An 18,640-nucleotide genomic window follows, 5' to 3' on the forward strand; every position below is an offset into this window, starting at 1 on the left:
GGGTTCGCCGCCCGCCCTACGCCGGCGGCAACAGCCGTACACCGTGCGCTCCGCCGTGGCGGCCGTACGGCATCCACCTGAGCCCGAGTTCACGAGGACACCTGCCCAGATGCCTGCGAACGAGTCCCCGAAACAGCTTCCCGAGACATCCGCGACGACCCCCGAGGACGTACGGGCGTGGCTGGTCTCGGCCGTCGCCGAGGCGGCCGGGCTCACCGCGTCGGCCGTCGCCGCGGATCGCCCGATCGCGGAGCTCGGCCTGGGATCACGGCAGTTGGTGACCTTGGCGGCGGACCTGTCCGAGCGGCTCGGCCGGCCCTTGGAGCCGTCCCTCGTCTTCAACCACCCCACGATCGAGGCGATCACCGCCACCGTCCTCGGTGAAGGACCCACCGCGACGGCCGATTTGGTCCCCACCCCCGATCCGGCGCGCGCCCCCGACTCCGCACGGGCGGGCGGCGACCTCGCGATCATCTCCATGGCCTGCCGATTCCCCGGCGGCGCCGACGACCCCGAGGCCCTGTGGCGGCTGCTGGCCGAGGGCGAGGACGCGGTCGGCGAGGTGCCCGCGGGCCGTTGGGACACCCACGCGCTCCTGGACCCCGATCCGGAGGCCGCCGGCAAGGCGTACACCCTTCGCGGCGGCTTCCTGACCGGCATCGACCGCTTCGACGCGCCGTTCTTCGGGATCTCGGCGCGCGAGGCCGCGGCCATGGACCCGCAGCAGCGGCTCCTGCTGCTGACCGGCTGGGAGGCGATCGAACGCGCCGGGATCGTCCCGGAGACACTGAACGGCAGCCTCACGGGCGTCTACATCGGCCTGTACGAGAGCGGATACCTCGCCTCGGCCCGTCTGGACCAGCTCGACGGGCACGTGGGCACCGGCTCGGCGTCCAGTGTGGCGTCCGGGCGCATCGCGTACACCCTCGGTCTGCAAGGTCCTGCCGTGACCGTCGACACCGCCTGCTCCTCCTCCCTCGTCGCCCTGCATCTGGCGGCGCGGGCGCTGGCGAACGGTGAGTGCGACCTCGCGCTGGCGGGCGGTGCCACGCTCCTCGTGACGCCGCGCGGGCACGTCGAGTTCAGCAGACTGGGCGGACTGTCGCCGACCGGGCGGTGCAGCCCGTTCTCCACCGGGGCGGACGGAGTGGTGTGGGCCGAGGGCTGCGGCCTGGTGCTGCTCAAGCGGCTCGCGGACGCGCGCCGGGACGGCGACCGGGTCCTCGCGGTCGTCAAGGGCTCGGCGGTCAACCAGGACGGCCGGAGCCAGGGCCTGAGCGCTCCCAACGGCCTGGCACAGGCACGGGTGTTGCGCGCGGCGCTCGACGACGCCGGACTCCGGCCGGAGGACCTGGACTACGTCGAGGCGCACGGCACCGGTACGCGGCTCGGTGACCCGGTCGAAGGCCAGGCGCTCGCCTCCGTGTTCGGACCGGGACGCCCGGCGGACCGGCCCCTCGGCGTGGGCTCCCTGAAGTCCAACATCGGTCACACCCAGGCCGCGGCGGGCATCGGTGGCGTCATCAAGACCGTCCTGTCCCTCGGTCACGAACTGCTTCCGGCGTCACTGCACGCCGAGATCCCGACCGAGCACGTCGACTGGGCCGGCGGCGGCCTGCGCGTGCACAGCGACGCCCGAGCCTGGCCGCGGCGCGGCGACCGGGTGCGGCGGGCCGGAGTGAGCGCGTTCGGCATCAGCGGCACCAACGCGCACGTGGTTCTGGAGGAGGCGCCACCGAGGGACGAGCCGCGACCGACCGCGACCTCGGCCGGGGCGGCGACCGCGACTGCCACGCCCGGCCGGCGCCAGGACACCGAGGAGCCCGGCGCGGTACCCGACGCCGCGCTCTTCCCGCTGTCCGCCCGCACCCTCCCGGCCCTCCGGGGACAGGCCACCCGGCTGCTCGACGCGCTCGTCGCACGGCCGGACACCGCGCTGCCCGCCGTGGCCGCGACCCTGGCCCACCACCGCACGCACTTCGAACACCGTGCCGTCCTGCGGGCGGCCGACCGCGACGAACTGCTCATCGGCCTGCGCGCACTCGCGGCGGGACAGTCCGACACCGGGCTCCTGGTGGGTCCCCGGCAGACGCGTCCGCCGGGAAAGCTGGCGTTCGTCTTCCCCGGCCAGGGCTCCCAGTGGCCGGGCATGGCCCGCGAACTGCTCGACAGATCAACGGTGTTCGCCGACGAACTCGACCGGTGCGACGCGGCCCTGCGCCCCTTCACCGTCTGGTCGGTGGCGGCCGTCCTGCGCGGCGACGAGGGCGCCCCGCCCCTGGACCGGGTGGACGTCGTCCAGCCGGCCCTGTTCGCCGTGATGGTCTCCCTGGCCGCGGTGTGGCGGGCCCGCGGTGTACGACCGGACGCGGTCGTCGGGCACAGTCAGGGCGAGGTCGCCGCGGCCTGTGTGGCCGGCGCGCTCAGCCTCAACGACGCGGCAGCGGTGGTCGCCCTGCGCGGGCAGGCCCTGACCGCGCTGTCCGGCACCGGCGCCATGGCCGTCGTCGGCCTACCGCACACCGAGGTCGAGGCACACCTCGCCGGGCTGGGCGGCCGGGTCTCCGTCGCCGCCGTGAACAGCGGCCGCTCGACGGTGATCGCCGGTGACACGCGACCGCTCGAATCCCTGCTCGCCGACCTCGACCGGCAACAGGTGTTCGTCCGCCGCCTCGACGTCGACTACGCCTCCCACAGCGCGCGGGTCGAGCCGCTGCACGCCACGATCCTCGGCGAACTCGACGGCGTCACCGCCTGTCCGACCCCCGTCGCCTGGTATTCCACGGTCACCGGTGAACCCGTCACGGAGGAACTCGAAGCCGACTACTGGTACGCGAACCTGCGCGAACCCGTCCGCTTCGCGCCCACCGTGGAGCGCATGGTGGCCGATGGCTACCGCTTCTTCGTCGAACTCAGCCCCCACCCCTCCCTCGTCACCGCCCTGCTCACGGTCGCCGAGGACTCCGGACACGAGGACCTGGCCGCCGTCGGATCGCTGCGTCGCGACGAGGACGGGCCCGCCTGTCTGGACCGCGCCACCGCCGAACTCCACGTGCGCGGACGGCCGGTCGACTGGTGCCGGCCGGTACCCGACGCGGAGACGGCCGGACTTCCCACGTACGCCTGGGACGCGCGGTCCTACTGGACAGACCCCGAGCCCGCGGCCGACGCCCCCGGACTCCTCGACCGCGCCGCGCACCCGCTGCTCGGCATCCAGCTCCAGTCCGCGGACGAGACCCGCTGGACCTTCCGCCACGAGTGGTCGGCGGCCACCGCCGACTGGCTGCCCGACCACACCGTGTTCGGCCGGACCGTGGTGTCGGGCACCACCCTGATGGAGCTGTGCCGCGCCGCCCTCGCCGTGGCCCGCCCGGACGTGCCCGGCGACGTGACCGGCCTGCTCCTGCTCGCGCCCCTCGTCCTGCCGGAGTCCGGCACGGTCGAGGTGTCCGTCGAGGTGGCCACCGCGGGCTCCGCCCCGGAGATCACCGTCCACGCTCGCCCGCGCGGCCGGCAGGACCCGGACTGGACCCTGCACGCGACCGCTTCGGCGGCCGTTCCCGTCCCGGCGCCGCCCGCCCGGCCGCCGGTGTGGCCGGAGTCCGCCGAATCCCTGTGGACCACACGGACGTACGAGCGGCTGAACGCCCTCGGCCTCGGCTACGGCCCGGCCTTCCAGGGCGTCCGGTCGGCGGTCACGACCACCGTCGACGGCGAGCTGCTGGCCCGGCTCTCGCTGCCCTCCGCGGCCCGGGAGCGGACCGACCCCTACCCCGTCCACCCGGCACTGCTGGACGCGGCGCTGCACGTCGCCGCCGCGCTGGACACGGGCGGCGCGTCCGACGGCCGGGTGCTGCTGCCGGTCGCGGTGGGCCGGTGCGTCCTGCCGCCCGGCGGCACCGGCGACCTCACGGCGCTGGTCCGGAGGTCGGGCGGCTCCGGGACGGACCTCACCCTCGACGTGACGCTGTGGGACACCGACGGCTCCTTCGCGGGCCGGCTGGAGGACGTACGGCTGCGGGCCGCCGACCCGGCGGACCTGAACGGCGCCTCGGAGAACGGCCGTCACCTGTACGAAGTGGCGTGGACGGCCGCGCCCGAAGAACCCGCCGGAGCGCCGGGCGCCGTCTGGGCCGTCCACGGCGACCACTCCGGCCCGGACGTCGCCGCGGCCGTACGCGGCCTGGAGGCGGCGGGGCTCCAGGTGCGCGAGACGGACGCCGACATCCTCGTACGGTTCTGGCCGCGCCCGGCGCCCGACGCCGAACCGGGGTCCACCGCACAGGAACTGGCGGCCGCAGCGCTGGCCGAACTGCGTCATCTCGCGGCGCTCGCGGAGGACCGGCTGCCCGCCCGGACCGTGTGGGTGACCCGCGACGCGCTGGCGACCGGCGTCGCGGACACCGTGTCCGGGCTGGCCCAGTCCGTGCTGTGGGGCATGGCCCGCAGCGCCCGGACCGAACACCCGCACCTCGGACTGACCCTGCTCGACCTCGACGGCTCCGAGGCCCCCACGGACGGCCTCCTGGCTGCCGTCACGCTCGCCGCCGAACCCGAACTCGCCCTCCGATCAGGGTCCTTGCTCGTCCCCCGGCTGGTGCGCGCCCGCGCCGCGGACACCCTGCGGATTCCGGCCGGGGACCAGTACGAACTGACCGGGCTCGCGACGGAACCCGCCCTCTGCGCGGTGGCGGCCCATGCCCTGGCCCCCGGCCAGGTCAGGATCCAGGTGCACGCCGTCGCGGTGCCCGGACCCGGCGGCGCGTCGCCCCGTACCGCGTGCGCCGGTGTGCTGACCGAGGCCGGCACCGATACCGGGGACCTCGCTGCGGGTCTGCGGGTCTGCGCCCTCGCCGAGACGCCACCCGGCTCCGAGGCGGTCGCCGACGCACGGCTGCTCGCGGTCGTCCCGGACGGCGTGCCGTTCACCACCGCGGCGGCCCTGGCCCTTACGGCAGACGGCGCCCACGGCGCCGGGGAAGCGGCCGCGGCGCTGCGCGCGGCCCTCGTCGGTCCGGCCCGTCCGGTCCGGCCCCGGGCTCTGCCCGTCACCGGCGCACGCGGGGCACTACGGCGGCGGGCCGCGTCCGGCGAGCCCGTCGTCCTCGACCTGGTCGGGCGTCCCGACCCGACGCCCACGGACGGCACGGTGCTGATCACCGGCGGGCTCGGCGCCGTCGGCCGGCACATCGCCCGGCATCTCGCCGAACAGGGCGTCCCGCGTCTGCTCCTGACCTCCCGTCGCGGACCCGGCGATCCGCGCGCCGAAGAGCTCACCGCCGAACTGACCGCACTGGGCGCCGAGGTGGAGATCGCCGCGTGCGACGCCGCGGACGCCGACGCGCTGGCCGGCGTACTCGCCCGTGTGCCGGCGGAGTCGCCGTTGCGCGGCGTCGTCCACTGCGCCGGAGTCCTGGACGACGGCGTGATCGCCGGCCTCACGCCCGAACGCCTCGCGCGGGTGCTGCGCCCCAAGGTCGACGGCGCCGCCCATCTGCACCGGCTCACCGCCGACTTGCCCCTCGACCTGTTCCTGCTCGTCTCCTCGGCGGCCGGTGTCGTCGGCACCGCGGGTCAGGCCGGGTACGCCGCCGCCAACGCCTTCCTCGACCAACTCGCCCACCACCGGGCCGCCCTGGGGCTTCCCGGCGTCTCGGTCGCCTTCGGCGCCTGGGCGGGCGAGGGCCTCGCCGCCGAACACGCCGACCTGGAGCGGATGGCCCGCGCCGGCCACCGCGCCGTCACCCCGGACCAGGGCCGTGACCTCGTCCGGCTCGCCCTGCTCCGGGGCGTACCGCACCTGGTCGCCTGGTCCCTGGACCTGAACCGGCTGCGCGAGAACACGACGGCCACGGACGACCCTTCGACGGCGCTGTGGCGCTCGTTGCTGCCCGCACCGCGAGCCGGCCGGCGCGACGGCGAAGGTCCGGCGGACCACGGCGAAGGTCTGGCGGACCGGCTGGCCCGGCTGCCGGAGGCCGAACGCGCCGCACACGTCCTAGCCCTGGTCCGCGAGGAGACCGCGAGGGCGCTCGGCCTGCGCTCGGCGGAATCCGTCCGCCCCGACCGGCCGCTGCGTGAACTCGGCATGGACTCGGTCACGGCGGTGGAGCTCCGCAACCGCATCGGCACCCGGATCGGATCCAGGCTCCCCGCCACCCTGCTCTTCGACCACCCCACCGCGGCCCGGCTCACCGGGCACCTGCTGGCCACCGCGCTCGTCGTGGACGGCCCGAGGGCCCGGCGGAGCCTGCCCGGTCCGCGGCCCGCCCGCGACACCGCGCCCCCCTCGGACGAGCCGCTGGCCCTGGTGGGCATGGCGTGCCGTCTGCCCGGCGGTGTACACGATCCCGAGGGCCTGTGGAACCTCGTCGCGGAGGGCCGCGACGCGGTCGGCCCCTTCCCCGAGGCGCGCTGGGACGTGCCGTCGCTGTACGACCCCGACCCGGACGCCCTGGGCAAGTCGTACGCCAGAGAGGGCGGATTCCTCGACGACCTGGACGCCTTCGACGCGGGCTTCTTCGGCATCACCCCGAAGGAGGCGGCGGCCATGGACCCGCAGCAGCGGGTGTTGCTGGAGACGGCCTGGGAGGCACTGGAGCGCGCCGGGATCGTACCCGCCGACCTGGCGGGCAGCCCCACCGGTGTGTACGTCGGCATGTTCGGCAGCGACTACCTCGCGGGCTCCCGGCTCGATCAACTGGACGGGTACGTCGGCACCGGGTCGGCGCTGAGCGTCGCGTCGGGACGGCTCGCGTACACGCTGGGTCTGAACGGGCCCGCGCTCACCGTGGACACGGCCTGTTCCTCGTCGCTGGTGGCGCTGCACCTGGCGGCGCAGGCGCTGCGGTCCGGCGAATGCGACCTGGCGCTCGCCGGCGGGGTGACCCTGATGGTGACACCGGGCACCTTCGTCGAGTTCAGCCGGCTGCGGGGGCTGTCCCCGACCGGCCGCTGCCGCTCCTTCTCCGACGACGCCGACGGGGCCGTCTGGGCCGAGGGCGCGGGCATGGTCGTACTGAAACGGCTCGGCGACGCCCGTCGCGACGGTGACGAGGTGCTCGCCGTACTGCGCGGCACCGCGGTCAACCAGGACGGGCGCAGTCAGGGACTGTCCGCCCCCAACGGCCCCGCCCAGGAGCAGGTGGTCCGGCGGGCGCTGGAGCTGTCCGGGCTGGCACCCGCCGACATCGACCACGTCGAGGCGCACGGGACCGGTACGACGCTCGGCGACCCGATCGAGGCGAACGCCCTCGCGGAGGTCTTCGGCGCCTCGCGCCCGCAGGACCGCCCCCTGCACCTCGGCTCGCTCAAGTCCAACATCGGTCACACGCAAGCCGCTTCCGGCGTGCTCGGGCTGATCAAGGTCGTCCAGTCCCTGCGTCACGGTTCGCTGCCGCGCACCCTGCACGCCGGCACGCCGAGTCGCCATGTCGACTGGGACGGCAGCGGGTTGCGGCTGCTGCGGGAACCGGCTCCCTGGCCGTCGACGGGAGAGCGCGTACGGCGGGCCGGAGTGAGCGCCTTCGGGATCAGCGGAACCAACGCGCACCTGATCGTGGAGGAGGCCCCGCGGGCCGAGGAACGGCCGACGCCGGAAACCGGCACCGCGAAGCGACTGTTCGTGCTGTCCGGACGCGGTGAGTCCGCCGTACGCGGGCAGGCCGCGCGGCTGTCGCGACACCTCACGAAGGACGTCGGTCTGGCGGACGTCGCCCACACCCTGGCCCGGCACCGCGGCCACTTCGAACGGCGGGCGGGAATCGTGGCGGGCGACCGTGACGAACTGCGCGCCCGGCTCGACGCGCTGGCGAGCGGACGGACACCTGCGTCCCGGCCCCACGACGGGCCGACGGGCAAGGTGGCCTTCGTCCTCGCCGGGCACGGCGGCCAATGGCCGGGCATGGGAATGGAGTTGGCGGACGAGTCGGAGGCGTTCCACGAGGAGTTGTCCCGGATCGACGAAGCGGTGCAGCGCCACGTCGGATGGTCGGTCCTCAACGTACTGCGAGCCCCCGAGGAGTTCGCTCCGCTCGACCGGACGGAGTTCCTGCAGCCGGTGCTGTTCGCGCTGAACGCGGCCCTGGCCGCCGCCTGGCGAGCGCTCGGCGTCCGCCCCGACGCCATGGTCGGGCACAGCCTCGGCGAGATCGCCGCCGCGTACACCGCCGGCGCCCTCACCCTGGACGACGCCGCCGCCGTGGTGACCGGGCGTGCCGGTGCGGTCGCCCCGCTGGTCGGACAGGGCGGCATGCTGTCCCTGGAACTCCCGTCCGCGGAGGTCGGGGAGCTGCTCGCGCCCCACCGGGGCCGGCTGTTCGTCGCGGCCGTCAACAGCCCCCGCTCCACCGCCGTTTCCGGCGACGCCGAAGCGCTGGAGGGGCTGCGTCGGCAACTCGACGAGCAGGGCGTCCCCGTACGACGCCTGTCGACCCCGTTCGCCTCCCACACCCCTTTGATGGACCCGGTCCGCGAGGACCTGCTCGAACGGCTCGCCGGCATCAGGGGCAGCCGCACACCGACCCCGCTCTACTCGACGGTGCTGGCCGCGCCCGTGCCCGGTGACCGGCTGGACGCCGACCACTGGTACGCGAACCTCGGCGGCCCGGTCCGTTTCGCGGAAACGATCAGGCGGATGCTCGACGACGGCTACCGCTACTTCGTCGAGCTGAGCCCGCACCCGTCGCTCACCGCGTCGGTCGAGGCGGTGGCCGCCGAGGCGGGTATCGACGCGGTGGCCGTCGGCTCACTGGGCCGGCAGCGGGACGGACAGGCCGTACTGCTCGACGGACTGGGGGAGTTGTACGAAGCCGGTTACACGCCCGACTGGCCGGTGCTGTTCCCGGGGCGCCGCAGGGCCGATCTGCCCACGTACGCCTTCAGCCGCGAACGCCACTGGCTCGCACCCGCCCCGGCCGCCGCGACGGCCGAGGGCTCACCCCTCCTCGGCACGCACGTCGAGGCCAGCGACACACCCGACCGGCACCTGTTCCAGAGCGAGATCGACCTGCGGGACAGCCGTTTCGCCTACCTCGCCGACCACCGGGTCGGTGGCGAGGTCTGGCTGCCCGGCGCCGCCTTCCTCGCCCTGGCCCTGGAGGCCGCCTCGGCGCCCCACGGCGGTGAGGCGCCGGACGGCGCCGAGGTGCGACTCGCCGACGTCAGGTTCGAGCGACCCCTGGCGATCGACGCGGAGCGGCCCGTACGAGTGCAACTGGTCCTGCGGCCCGCCGCGGACGGCGCGCGTGACTTCACCATCTCCTCGGCTCCCAGCGGTGAGCGGCCGGCCCGGTGGGAGCGGCATGTCACCGGACGCGTCCTCACCGGCGCCGCCGAACCCGCACCCGCCACGGAGGACGAGCCCGCCACGGACGACGAGCCCGCCGCGCTGCGCGAGAGGTGCCGTGAGGAAGCAGACCTGTCGGCCGTCTACGCGGGGCTGGCCGCGCTCGGCATCGACTACGGCCCCGGCTTCCGGGGCCTGGAACAGGGCCACCGCGCGGATGCCGAAGCGGTGGGCCGGCTCGCCCGTCGCCCGGCCGCCGGTCATCTCGTGCACCCCGCCGTGCTCGACGCCGCCTTCCACACCGCGGCCCTCCCAGTGAACGCACCCGAAGGCCGGGCGTTCGTGCCCGCCGGTGTCGGGCGGCTGCGTCACACCGGCCTCGGCGGAACTCCCGCGTGGTCGACCTGCCGACTGCGTTCCGTGGAGGACGACACGGCGCTGCTCGACCTGAGGCTCTGGGACGAGAACGACCAACTGGTCCTGGAAGCGACGGGGTTCGCACTGACCGCGCTCACGCGCGCGGACGACTCGCTCTTCGAGACCCGCTGGCAGCCACGCTCGGACGCGCGGGAGCCGGCCGGCCGGGGCGGGTGGCTCCTCCTGGCCGACGGGACCGGCGTGGGGGCCGCCCTCGCGGAGCGGCTGGCAGCAGCCTCGGCACCGCACGTGATCGCCCGCACGGGAGAGACGTTCGGCAGCGAGGGACCGGGTCGTTACGTCCTCGATCCGGCCGACCCGGGACAGGTGGCCCGGCTGCTCGCCGAGGCCTTCGCCGACGGACCGCCCGAACGAGTGGTGCAGTTGTCCGCACTCGACGCACCCCCGATCGAGGACACCGCCACGGCCGAGGAGGCCGCGCGCCGGTGCTGCCTCAGCACCCTGCACCTGGTGCGGGCGCTCACCGATCACCCGCAGGGCCGCGCCCCACGTCTGTTCCTGGTCGTTCGCGGAAGCCAGGCAGCCGGTGGCAGCACGCGGGTGACACACCCGCAACAGGCGCTCGCCTGGGGCTTCGGGCTCGCGGTGGCCCAGGAGTACCCGGAACTGTCGACCACGCTGATCGACCTGCCGGAGACGGACGGCGACGACGCCCTGTGGACGCAGCTGCGGCACGCGGACGACGAACGGCTCGTCGCCCTGCGGGAGTCGGGCCGGCTGGTACCGCGGCTGGCCCGCACCCGGCCCGACGACGGCGGCCACGACGGGATCACCGCGGACGGCGTGTACCTGATCACGGGCGGTCTCGGCGGCCTCGGCCGGGTGGTCGCCGAGCGGCTGGTCCGCCGGGGTGCCCGCAGGCTGGCCCTGATGAGCCGCGGCGCACCCGACGCGGGCACGGCGGGCTGGATCACGGGGCTCGAAGCGCGCGGTGTCACCGTCTGTCTCGCCCGCGCGGACGTCGCCGACCGCGACGGTCTGACGGCCGCCCTGAACACCGTGCGCCAGGCGGCCGGACCGGTCGCCGGGATCGTCCACGCGGCCGGGGTCCTCGACGACGCCACCGTGGCCACCCTGACCGGCGACCGGGTCCTGAACGTGCTCGCACCCAAGGTCCTCGGCACCGTCCTGCTCACCGAACTCGTCCCGGAGGCACAGCAGTTCGTTTTCTTCGCCTCGGCGGCCGGCCTGCTCGGCTCGGCCGGACAGAGTCCGTACGCGGCCGCGAACGCCTTCCTCGACGCCTGGGCGCACCATCTGTCCCGTACCGACCGCAGGGCGCTGAGCCTGGACTGGGGCGCCTGGGCCGGGGTCGGCATGGTCGCCGGGTCCGGGACCCGGGCCGCCGAGACCGGCCGGTCGGGCCTGATCGCGTTCTCCCCGGGGGAGGGCGGCGACCTGTTCGAGCGGGTGCTCACCACCTCCCGCCGCCAGCTCGCGCCCCTGGCCCTGAACCGGGAGATCCTCTCGCTCGACCCGGACACGGCCCGCGACCGCCCGATCCTGGGTGACCTGATCACCGTCACGGACGCCTCGGCGGACACCGACGCCCTCGTCACGCGGGTGTTCGCGGCGACCACGGACCAGGATCGGACCACACGGCTCGAAGCGTACGTACGTGCCAAAGTCGGCCAGATCTCCGGCGGTGCGGTCGACGTGTCCGCGACCACTGCCCTCAAGGAACTGGGCCTGGACTCCTTGATGCTCGTCCGGCTGCGCAACGCCTTCGCGCGCGAACTGGGCGCAGAAGTCCCCACCACCGCCGTCTTCTCGGCGTCCGACATCCAGGGCCTGGCACGGGCGTTGGGCGAGGTCCTGCCCGAACGCCGCCCGGGGGCGGGGGAAGAGGAACGGCGGCCCGAGCCCGTACCGGAGGTGCCCGAGAGCGAACTGCGACCCGCGACCCGCGACATGGTACGGCTGCTGCGCAGCGCCCGACCGGACATGCCCGACGCGGCACACGCCATCGGCCTCGCCGTACGGCTGACCGCGCCGACCACCCGTGAGGCGCTCGCCGACATCCTGACCCGGCTGGCCGGACGTCACGCCGCCTTGCGCACGGCACTGGAGGGAACGGGCGGACCGGGCCGGAAGATGCGCGTGGAACGGGAGTTGGCCTCGCCGCCACTGCGCTGGACGAGCGTGAGCGGCGACGCCGGACCCGACGCCGCCGACCGGCTGCGCCACCTCCTGGAGGCACCGTTCGACCTGACGGACCCGCCCCTGTGGCGCTTCGAGCTGCTGGACGCCGGCGAGGACGGTCAGCTCCTCGTGTTCGGCGCGCACCACGCGGTGGGCGATCTGCAGTCGCTGCTGCTCGTCGCGGGGGAGATCGACGCCGAGCTGGCCGGCACCTCGCTGGGCGACACCGTCACCAATCGTGACATCGACCTCCTGACCGAGGCCCAGCGCACCGCCGACACCCACGGGGCGGGCACGGCCGAGTGGCGCGAGGCCTTCCACGGCGCCGCGCGCCTCGACCTGACCCTCGCCCGGCCGCGCCCGGCGACCCGTTCGTACCGGGCCGGGAGCGTGACCGTGGAGATACCCGACGGGCTCATGGAACGGGTGACGGCGGCCGCGAGCCGACTCGCCGTCACACCCGCCGCCTTCTGCCTGGGCACCCTGACCGTGCTGCTGGCCAGGACGCGGGAACGGGAGCGATTCGTCCTGGCCGTGCCCGTCGACACCCGGATCCACGCCGACGCGTACGACGCGGTGGGCTTCTTCGGAGTGCCCGTCCCGTTCCCGGCGCAGGCGGGGGCGGGGGAGCCGATCGAGGACGTGCTGCGCCGCACGGACGCGCGCCTGGACCGGGTCCTCGCGAAGGGCGCCATGTTCTCGGACGTGCTGCCGACCCTCGCCGGACAGGGGCTGCACCGGACGAACGCGCCCCTCGTGGAGGTGTACTTCAACTACGTACGCTCGTCCGCCGGCCGTCTCGAACGGCTGGAGGTGCTCCCCGCCGGAACGGGGTACTCCGAACTCGACCTCATGATCACCATGACCCCGGACGCGGGCCGCGTCCGTCTCGACCACAACCTCGACATTCTGGACGCGACGACCTCGACGGACCTGGCGCGCCAGTTCCTGCGCCTGCTCGCGGATGCGGCCGAGGACCCCACGGCGGCGGTCCGCGCGACGGCGGAAACGAAGGGTGGAGTGACGGCCTCGGACCGTCCGGTGGAGGACACCGGCCGCGTGCTGGACGAAACCGGCCCTGTGCCGAGGAACACCGGCCGTGCGGGGGAGAACCTCGGCCGTGTGGTGACGGAGACGCCCGGCGCGGCGGCCGGGACGGTCGGTGCGACGGCGGGCGACGGCGGTGCGGTGACGGGCGCCCCTCTCGCGGACGAGCCCGCCGCCCGTCCGCGCCGCTCGCTCGCGCTCGCCGCCACCTTCGCGCTCGGTCATCTGCCCCTGCTGTGCGCGGCGGCGGTCGAGGAGGAGAGCGGCGAGGAGCGGACGCGGGACGGAGCGTGCGACACGGCGCCCGGCCGGATACGGGACGCGGCGCCCGACCGGGCACGGGACGCGGGCCCGGCGGTCGCGGAAGCCCCGTACCATCAGGTGCTCGCCGCACTGCGCGACCCGTCGGGCGTGTTCGCCGCCCCCGCTTCGACGGTGGGTGTGGTGCTGCTGCGGGCGGTGGACCTGGAACGGTTCGGCCAGGTGACCGACGCCGTGCTGGACGAGCTGCGCACCGCGTACCGGGCGGCGCTGGAATCCCTGTCCGAACGGACCCGCGGGCCGCTCGTCGTGGGCTTCCCGCCCTCCGCGCGCCCGGAGGACCGCTTCACCCGGTGGGAGATGGGCCTCGCCGCCGAACTCACCGACCTCCCCGGCATCGCGGTGCTCCGCCCGGACGACTGGACACGCCACCACACCGCCGCGGAACGCTTCGACGAACGGACCGAGCGGCTGGCCCACCTCCCCTTCACTCCGCGTTTCCAGGCCGCGATGGCCCTGCGGGTGGCCGAGGTCGTACGAGCGGTACGGCGCCCCGCGCCCAAGGTCATCGCGGTGGACGGCGACCAGACCCTGTGGGGCGGGGTGGCCGGGGAGATCGGCCCCGACGCGGTGGACCTGACCGGACCACGCGCCCTTCTCGCGCGCAGGCTGCTGGAGTGGCGGGCCGCGGGCGTGCTGCTGGCACTGGTCAGCAACAACGACGAGGACACGGTACGAGCCGTCCTGGACCGCCCGGACAGCCTGTTGAAGACCGAGCACTTCAGCGCGGTCTCCGCCACCTGGGGGCCGAAGCCGGCCCGACTCGCCGCGGCGGCGCGCACGCTCGGCCTGGGACTCGACAGCTTCCTCTACCTGGACGACAACCCCGTCGAGATCGCGGCGATGCGGTCGGCGCTGCCGCAGGTGCTGTCACTGACCTGCCCGCCGGCGCCCGAACTCGGCGACTTCCTGGACCGGTTGTGGCCGTTGGTCCCGAGGCCGGCGACGGCCGAGGACGGGTCGCGGGCACGGTTCTACACGCAGGAGCGGGAACGGGACGCGGCCCGCGAACAGGCCGGGTTCGAGGAGTTCCTCGCCGGACTGGAGCTTGAGGTCGACATCCGGGCCCTGGCCGAGGACGACATGGAGCGGGCCGCGCAACTGGTGCGCCGTACCAACCAGTTCGTCCTCCACCCGAGATCGTCCGACGGTGGAGATCTGGCGCGGTGGCGGGAACGCGGCGAGGTGTGGACGGGCACGGCCCGCGACCGGTTCGGCGACTACGGGCAGATCGGCCTGCTCGCCCTGCGCGCGGAAGGCGGCCGACTGGACGTCCTCGCCTGGTCGATGAGCTGCCGTGCGCTCGGCCGCGGTGTCGAGGAGCGGATGCTGCGGTGGCTGGCCGACCGCGCGGACGAGTTGGGCTGCGCCGAGGTCCGTCTGACGGCGGAGCGCACCGCGCGCAACCTGCCGGCCCGGCGTCTGCTGGCCGCGCTCGGTGGCGGCGACCAGGACGACGAGCGGATGGAGAGTGTGGTCACGCCCGAGCAACTGCGGGCCTTCCGTTCCTGGCGGCGACCTTGAGCGGGGACGGCGGCGGGGGTGGCCCGAGCTGTGACAGCGGTACGGGAAACGACAGTGCACAGGGTGAAGGGCTCTCATGCGTGAAGTGAACGAGGACACGTCGTCGAACGCCGGACGGCGGGCGGCCGGTGAGGCGATCGAGCGCGGTGACGGGGGTCTGAGCGTGGAGGCCCTGCTGTCCAGAGCCGGGTTGACGCCGGCGCCCGAGGCGCCGGCGGCCGCCGCGCGCACGGGTGGCGTGCCGACCGCGAGAGCCGATTCCCGCCGTACGGCTGTGGATGCGGATGCGGACGCTGATGCCGGGGTGGTTCCGTTCGGTGCTGGTGCTGGTGCTGGTGCTGGTGCAAGTACGAGTGCGGGTACGGGTACATGTACGGATGTCGGTGTCGGTGTCGGTGTCGGCACCGGACGTGGTGCGGACCGCCAGGCCGAGCCCACGCCCGTGACGCCCGACGTGGACGGCCTGGCCTCCGCGATCGCCGAGGCGGCGGGCCCCTTCGTACCCGAGGGGCGACTGTCGCCCGACAGCGACTTCTTCGACGCCGGGGGCACCTCCGTCGGCGCCGTGGAACTCGTCGCGGCGCTGGAGGACTCACTGGGCCTGGAGATGGACCTCGACGAGGTGTTCGCCGACGCCCGGCCGCGCAGCCTCGCCCGGCGCTGGCTGGCGACCGCCGGGGCCGCGGCGGCCCCCGCCACCCCGTGCGTACCGGAAACCCTGGCACCCGTGGGAAGTTCGGCACCGGCACTACGCCCCTCTCCGCCCGGGACGACCCCCCGTACCCCACCGCCCGTCCCGACGACCGGCTCCCCGGGGAGCGTCGGCAGCACCACGCCCACCACCACCCTGTCCACCTCGTCCAACCTGTGCGCGCCGTCCTCTCCGTACGCCCCGTCCCTCTCGGCCCGCCCCGACGACCTGGACCAGATCCTGGCCGACCTCTCCCTCGCCGACCGGCTGCCCTGGACCGGGTCGCCCGAGCCGCTGCCGCCCCGCCGGATCCTGCTCACCGGAGCCACCGGCTTCCTCGGCGGCCATCTGCTCCTCGACCTGCTCAGGCACAGCGACGCCCATGTGTACTGCCTCGTCCGCGCCGCCGACGAGCAGGCGGCCTCGGCCCGCCTCGGCGCTGCGCTGAAGACCCACCGGCTGCCGTGGTCGGCGGAGATCCGTCGCCGGGTGACGGTGGTCCCCGGCGACATACGGCGCCCCCGGCTGGGCCTGTCGGACGACCTGTGGACCACGCTCGCCCACGAGCTCGACAGCGTGGTGGGAGTGGCGGCGGCCGTCGACTTCCTGCGCGGCTACCGGTCGCTGCGGCAGAGCAACGTCGTCGGCGCGCTGACCCTGGCCGAACTCGCGGCGACCGGCCGGCCGAAGCCGCTGCACCACGTCTCCTCGATCGCCGTCTTCAACGAGGTCGGCATCACCTCCATGGGCGAGGACGACCCGCTCGCCCATGTGGACCGTCTCGTGGCGGGCTACGACCAGACGAAGTGGGCGGCGGAGGTCGCGCTGCGCAGGGCACGCGACCACGGTCTGGTCGTCACCGCGATGCGCCCGGGTGGCATCGGAGGACACACGGGAACCGGTGCCTACAACCCGCAGGACCTCAGCAGCGGCCTCATCTCGGCCTTCGGCCGCTTCCGTACGGTACCGGCCTTCCGGTACCTGAACTCGGCCCCGGTGGACTGGGTGAGCCGGGTCGCGGCCGCCGTCGTCTGCGAACCGGACGCATGGGGCCACGACTACAACCTGACCGGCGTGCCCAACACCCTCGACGACGTCGTACGGGACATGGCGCGGGGCGGCATGCACGTGCGCGTACACGACTGGGACGAGTGGCGCGCCGACGTACTGGACCGTCTCGAAGCCGAGCCGGTACCCGAACTGGACTTCCTGACACGGGTGCTGCGCAGTCCCACCGCCCTCAGACTGTGCGAGGCCACCTTGACGGGGCCTGCGGCCACCGGTGAACGCACCGCCGCCCTCGTCGAGGCGCTCGGCCTCCGGCCCCCGGCCCGTTACGACTCCCGGGCGCAGCTGAGGACGTTCGAGCGTCTCGCCGAGGACGGCCTGGCCAGACTGCCGCACAAGGACGACCAGCCCTATCTGTGGTTCTCCGAGACGACCGAGGGCGCCGTGGGGCCCGTCGGCGCGGCGGCCGACATTCCCTGCTCGATGGCGCTGACCCTCTCCATCGCGAGCATGTACCAACTGGTGGGGGAGCGGAGGGTGGACGCCGGCGGTGAGCTGGTGTGCTCCGCCGTGCATCCCGAACCGCTGGTCGTCGCGAGCGGGGACGTCTGGGTCCGGCCCGAGGAGGGAATTCCGCGACAGGACGGACAGCACCATCAACTCCTGCGCTACCGAATGCTGTTGCGTGACACCGACGGTGGCCGCTGGTGGCTGGAGGGCCACAAGCACGCCCGCGCCCGCCGCGACGTGTGGCGGCAGACCCGCGCGCTGCGCGTCGAGATCGGCCGCGAGAACGAACCGGCCGTCCTCGCCGGCGAGTTGGTCGTTCCCGCGGACAGCTACGTGCGCGACCAGATCGACGGGATCAGGGTCGACCCTCGCCTGACCGCCCGGGAACGGCGGGCCGCCAAGCTGACCTGGCTCGCCTGGTTCGGACTGGAGATGGGCCGCGGACTGCTCGGTCCCTTCGCGCGGGCCGCCGCCGACCTCCTCGACCTGCGCCGCACCCCGACCCTCCCGGAGCGTCACCGATGATCCTCAGAGCCGCCTCCCGCACCCGGCAGCCGGTCCGCAAGGTCCGGACGACCGCGGCGCCGCACCCCCTGCGCCACCGCCTCGACCCCGCGCGGGTCGAGGAGATCCCCTTCAGGACCGGGGACGGCGTCAATCTCGCGCTGACCCGCGTCGACAGCGGCGAGCGGGACCGGCCCGCCGTGCTGCTCCTGCACGGGCACACCGCGTCCGCCGACATGTTCCTGCTCCCCGAGACCCGCAACCTCGTCGACGTCCTGCTCGACGACGGTTACGAGCCCTGGCTGCTCGACTGGCGGGGGAGCCGACGCTTTCCGTACAACGAGACCGGCAGGCGGTACACGTACGACGACGTCGCGCTGTACGACATCCCCGAAGCGGTCTCCCGCGTCCGTGAACACATCGGCGACCGGCCCCTGTTCGTGGTCGCGCACTGCATCGGCTCTCTCGCCCTGTCGCTGAGCATGACGGCGGGACTGGTGCCCGGGCTCGCGGGGGTCGTCTCCCAGGGCGTGTTCCTGACGCCGAAGCTGGCGGGACGCACCTCGCTGCGCATGACGGTGGCGGGTGAACTGCTGCGCAACCGCATCGACCACATCCCGGTCGACTTCCGGAAGGTGGGCCTGCGGTCGAAGTACACGCCCCTGTTCGCCCTCGCCTCGCGCGGCGCGGCCTGCCCCGACCCGACCTGTCAGATTCTCCACAACTCTGCCTGGGGATCGGGTGCTTCGCTCTTCGTCCACGAGAACCTCTCGGACGCCACCCACGACCGGCTCGCCGAACTCCTCGGGCCCGCGCCCCTGTGGATCCTGCCGCACCTGCGCCGCATCGAACTGGCCCGTACCGTCGTCCGGTGGCACGACACCGACCACCGCTACCGGGCGCTGCCGCCCAACGCGCTGGACGCCGCGGCCCGCATCGACACCCCGGTACTGCTGCTCTCGGGCAGCGAGAACGGTCTGTGGCTGGACTCGCAGCGGCTCTGCCACGAGGTACTGGCGCACCGCCGCCCCCAGTTGGACGTCTCGTACACGGAGATCCCCGGCTACGGGCACCTGGACACGTTCCTGGGCCGGGGCGCCGCCCTCGACGTGTTCGGACACATCCTCGAATTCCTCGGCGAACGACGGTGACGGCGGCCCGCGCGGCCG

At 74.3% G+C, this 18,640-nt stretch carries 3 protein-coding genes; all 3 read left to right on the top strand.

Annotated elements, in window-relative coordinates:
* Positions 1–109: 109 nt before the first annotated feature.
* The 3 genes from GFH48_RS35570 (at position 110) to GFH48_RS35580 (ending at position 18,622) form a co-directional block, all read left to right on the top strand.
* On the top strand, positions 110–14,758 hold the full coding sequence (locus GFH48_RS35570) for a type I polyketide synthase (RefSeq protein ID WP_153292173.1): 14,649 nt from the start codon (positions 110–112) through the stop codon (positions 14,756–14,758).
* Between the two features lie 442 nt (positions 14,759–15,200).
* Positions 15,201–17,492, top strand: coding sequence for a thioester reductase domain-containing protein (locus GFH48_RS35575; protein WP_228121116.1), 2,292 nt, complete (start codon positions 15,201–15,203; stop codon positions 17,490–17,492).
* Positions 17,489–18,622 (top strand): alpha/beta hydrolase, encoded by a 1,134-nt coding sequence (locus GFH48_RS35580; RefSeq protein ID WP_153292175.1) that lies wholly within the window; start codon positions 17,489–17,491, stop codon positions 18,620–18,622. Before GFH48_RS35575 ends, GFH48_RS35580 begins: the two co-directional genes overlap by 4 nt.
* The last annotated feature ends 18 nt before the right edge of the window (positions 18,623–18,640 follow it).

It is taken from the genome of Streptomyces fagopyri, assembly GCF_009498275.1.
GTDB lineage: Bacteria > Actinomycetota > Actinomycetes > Streptomycetales > Streptomycetaceae > Streptomyces > Streptomyces fagopyri.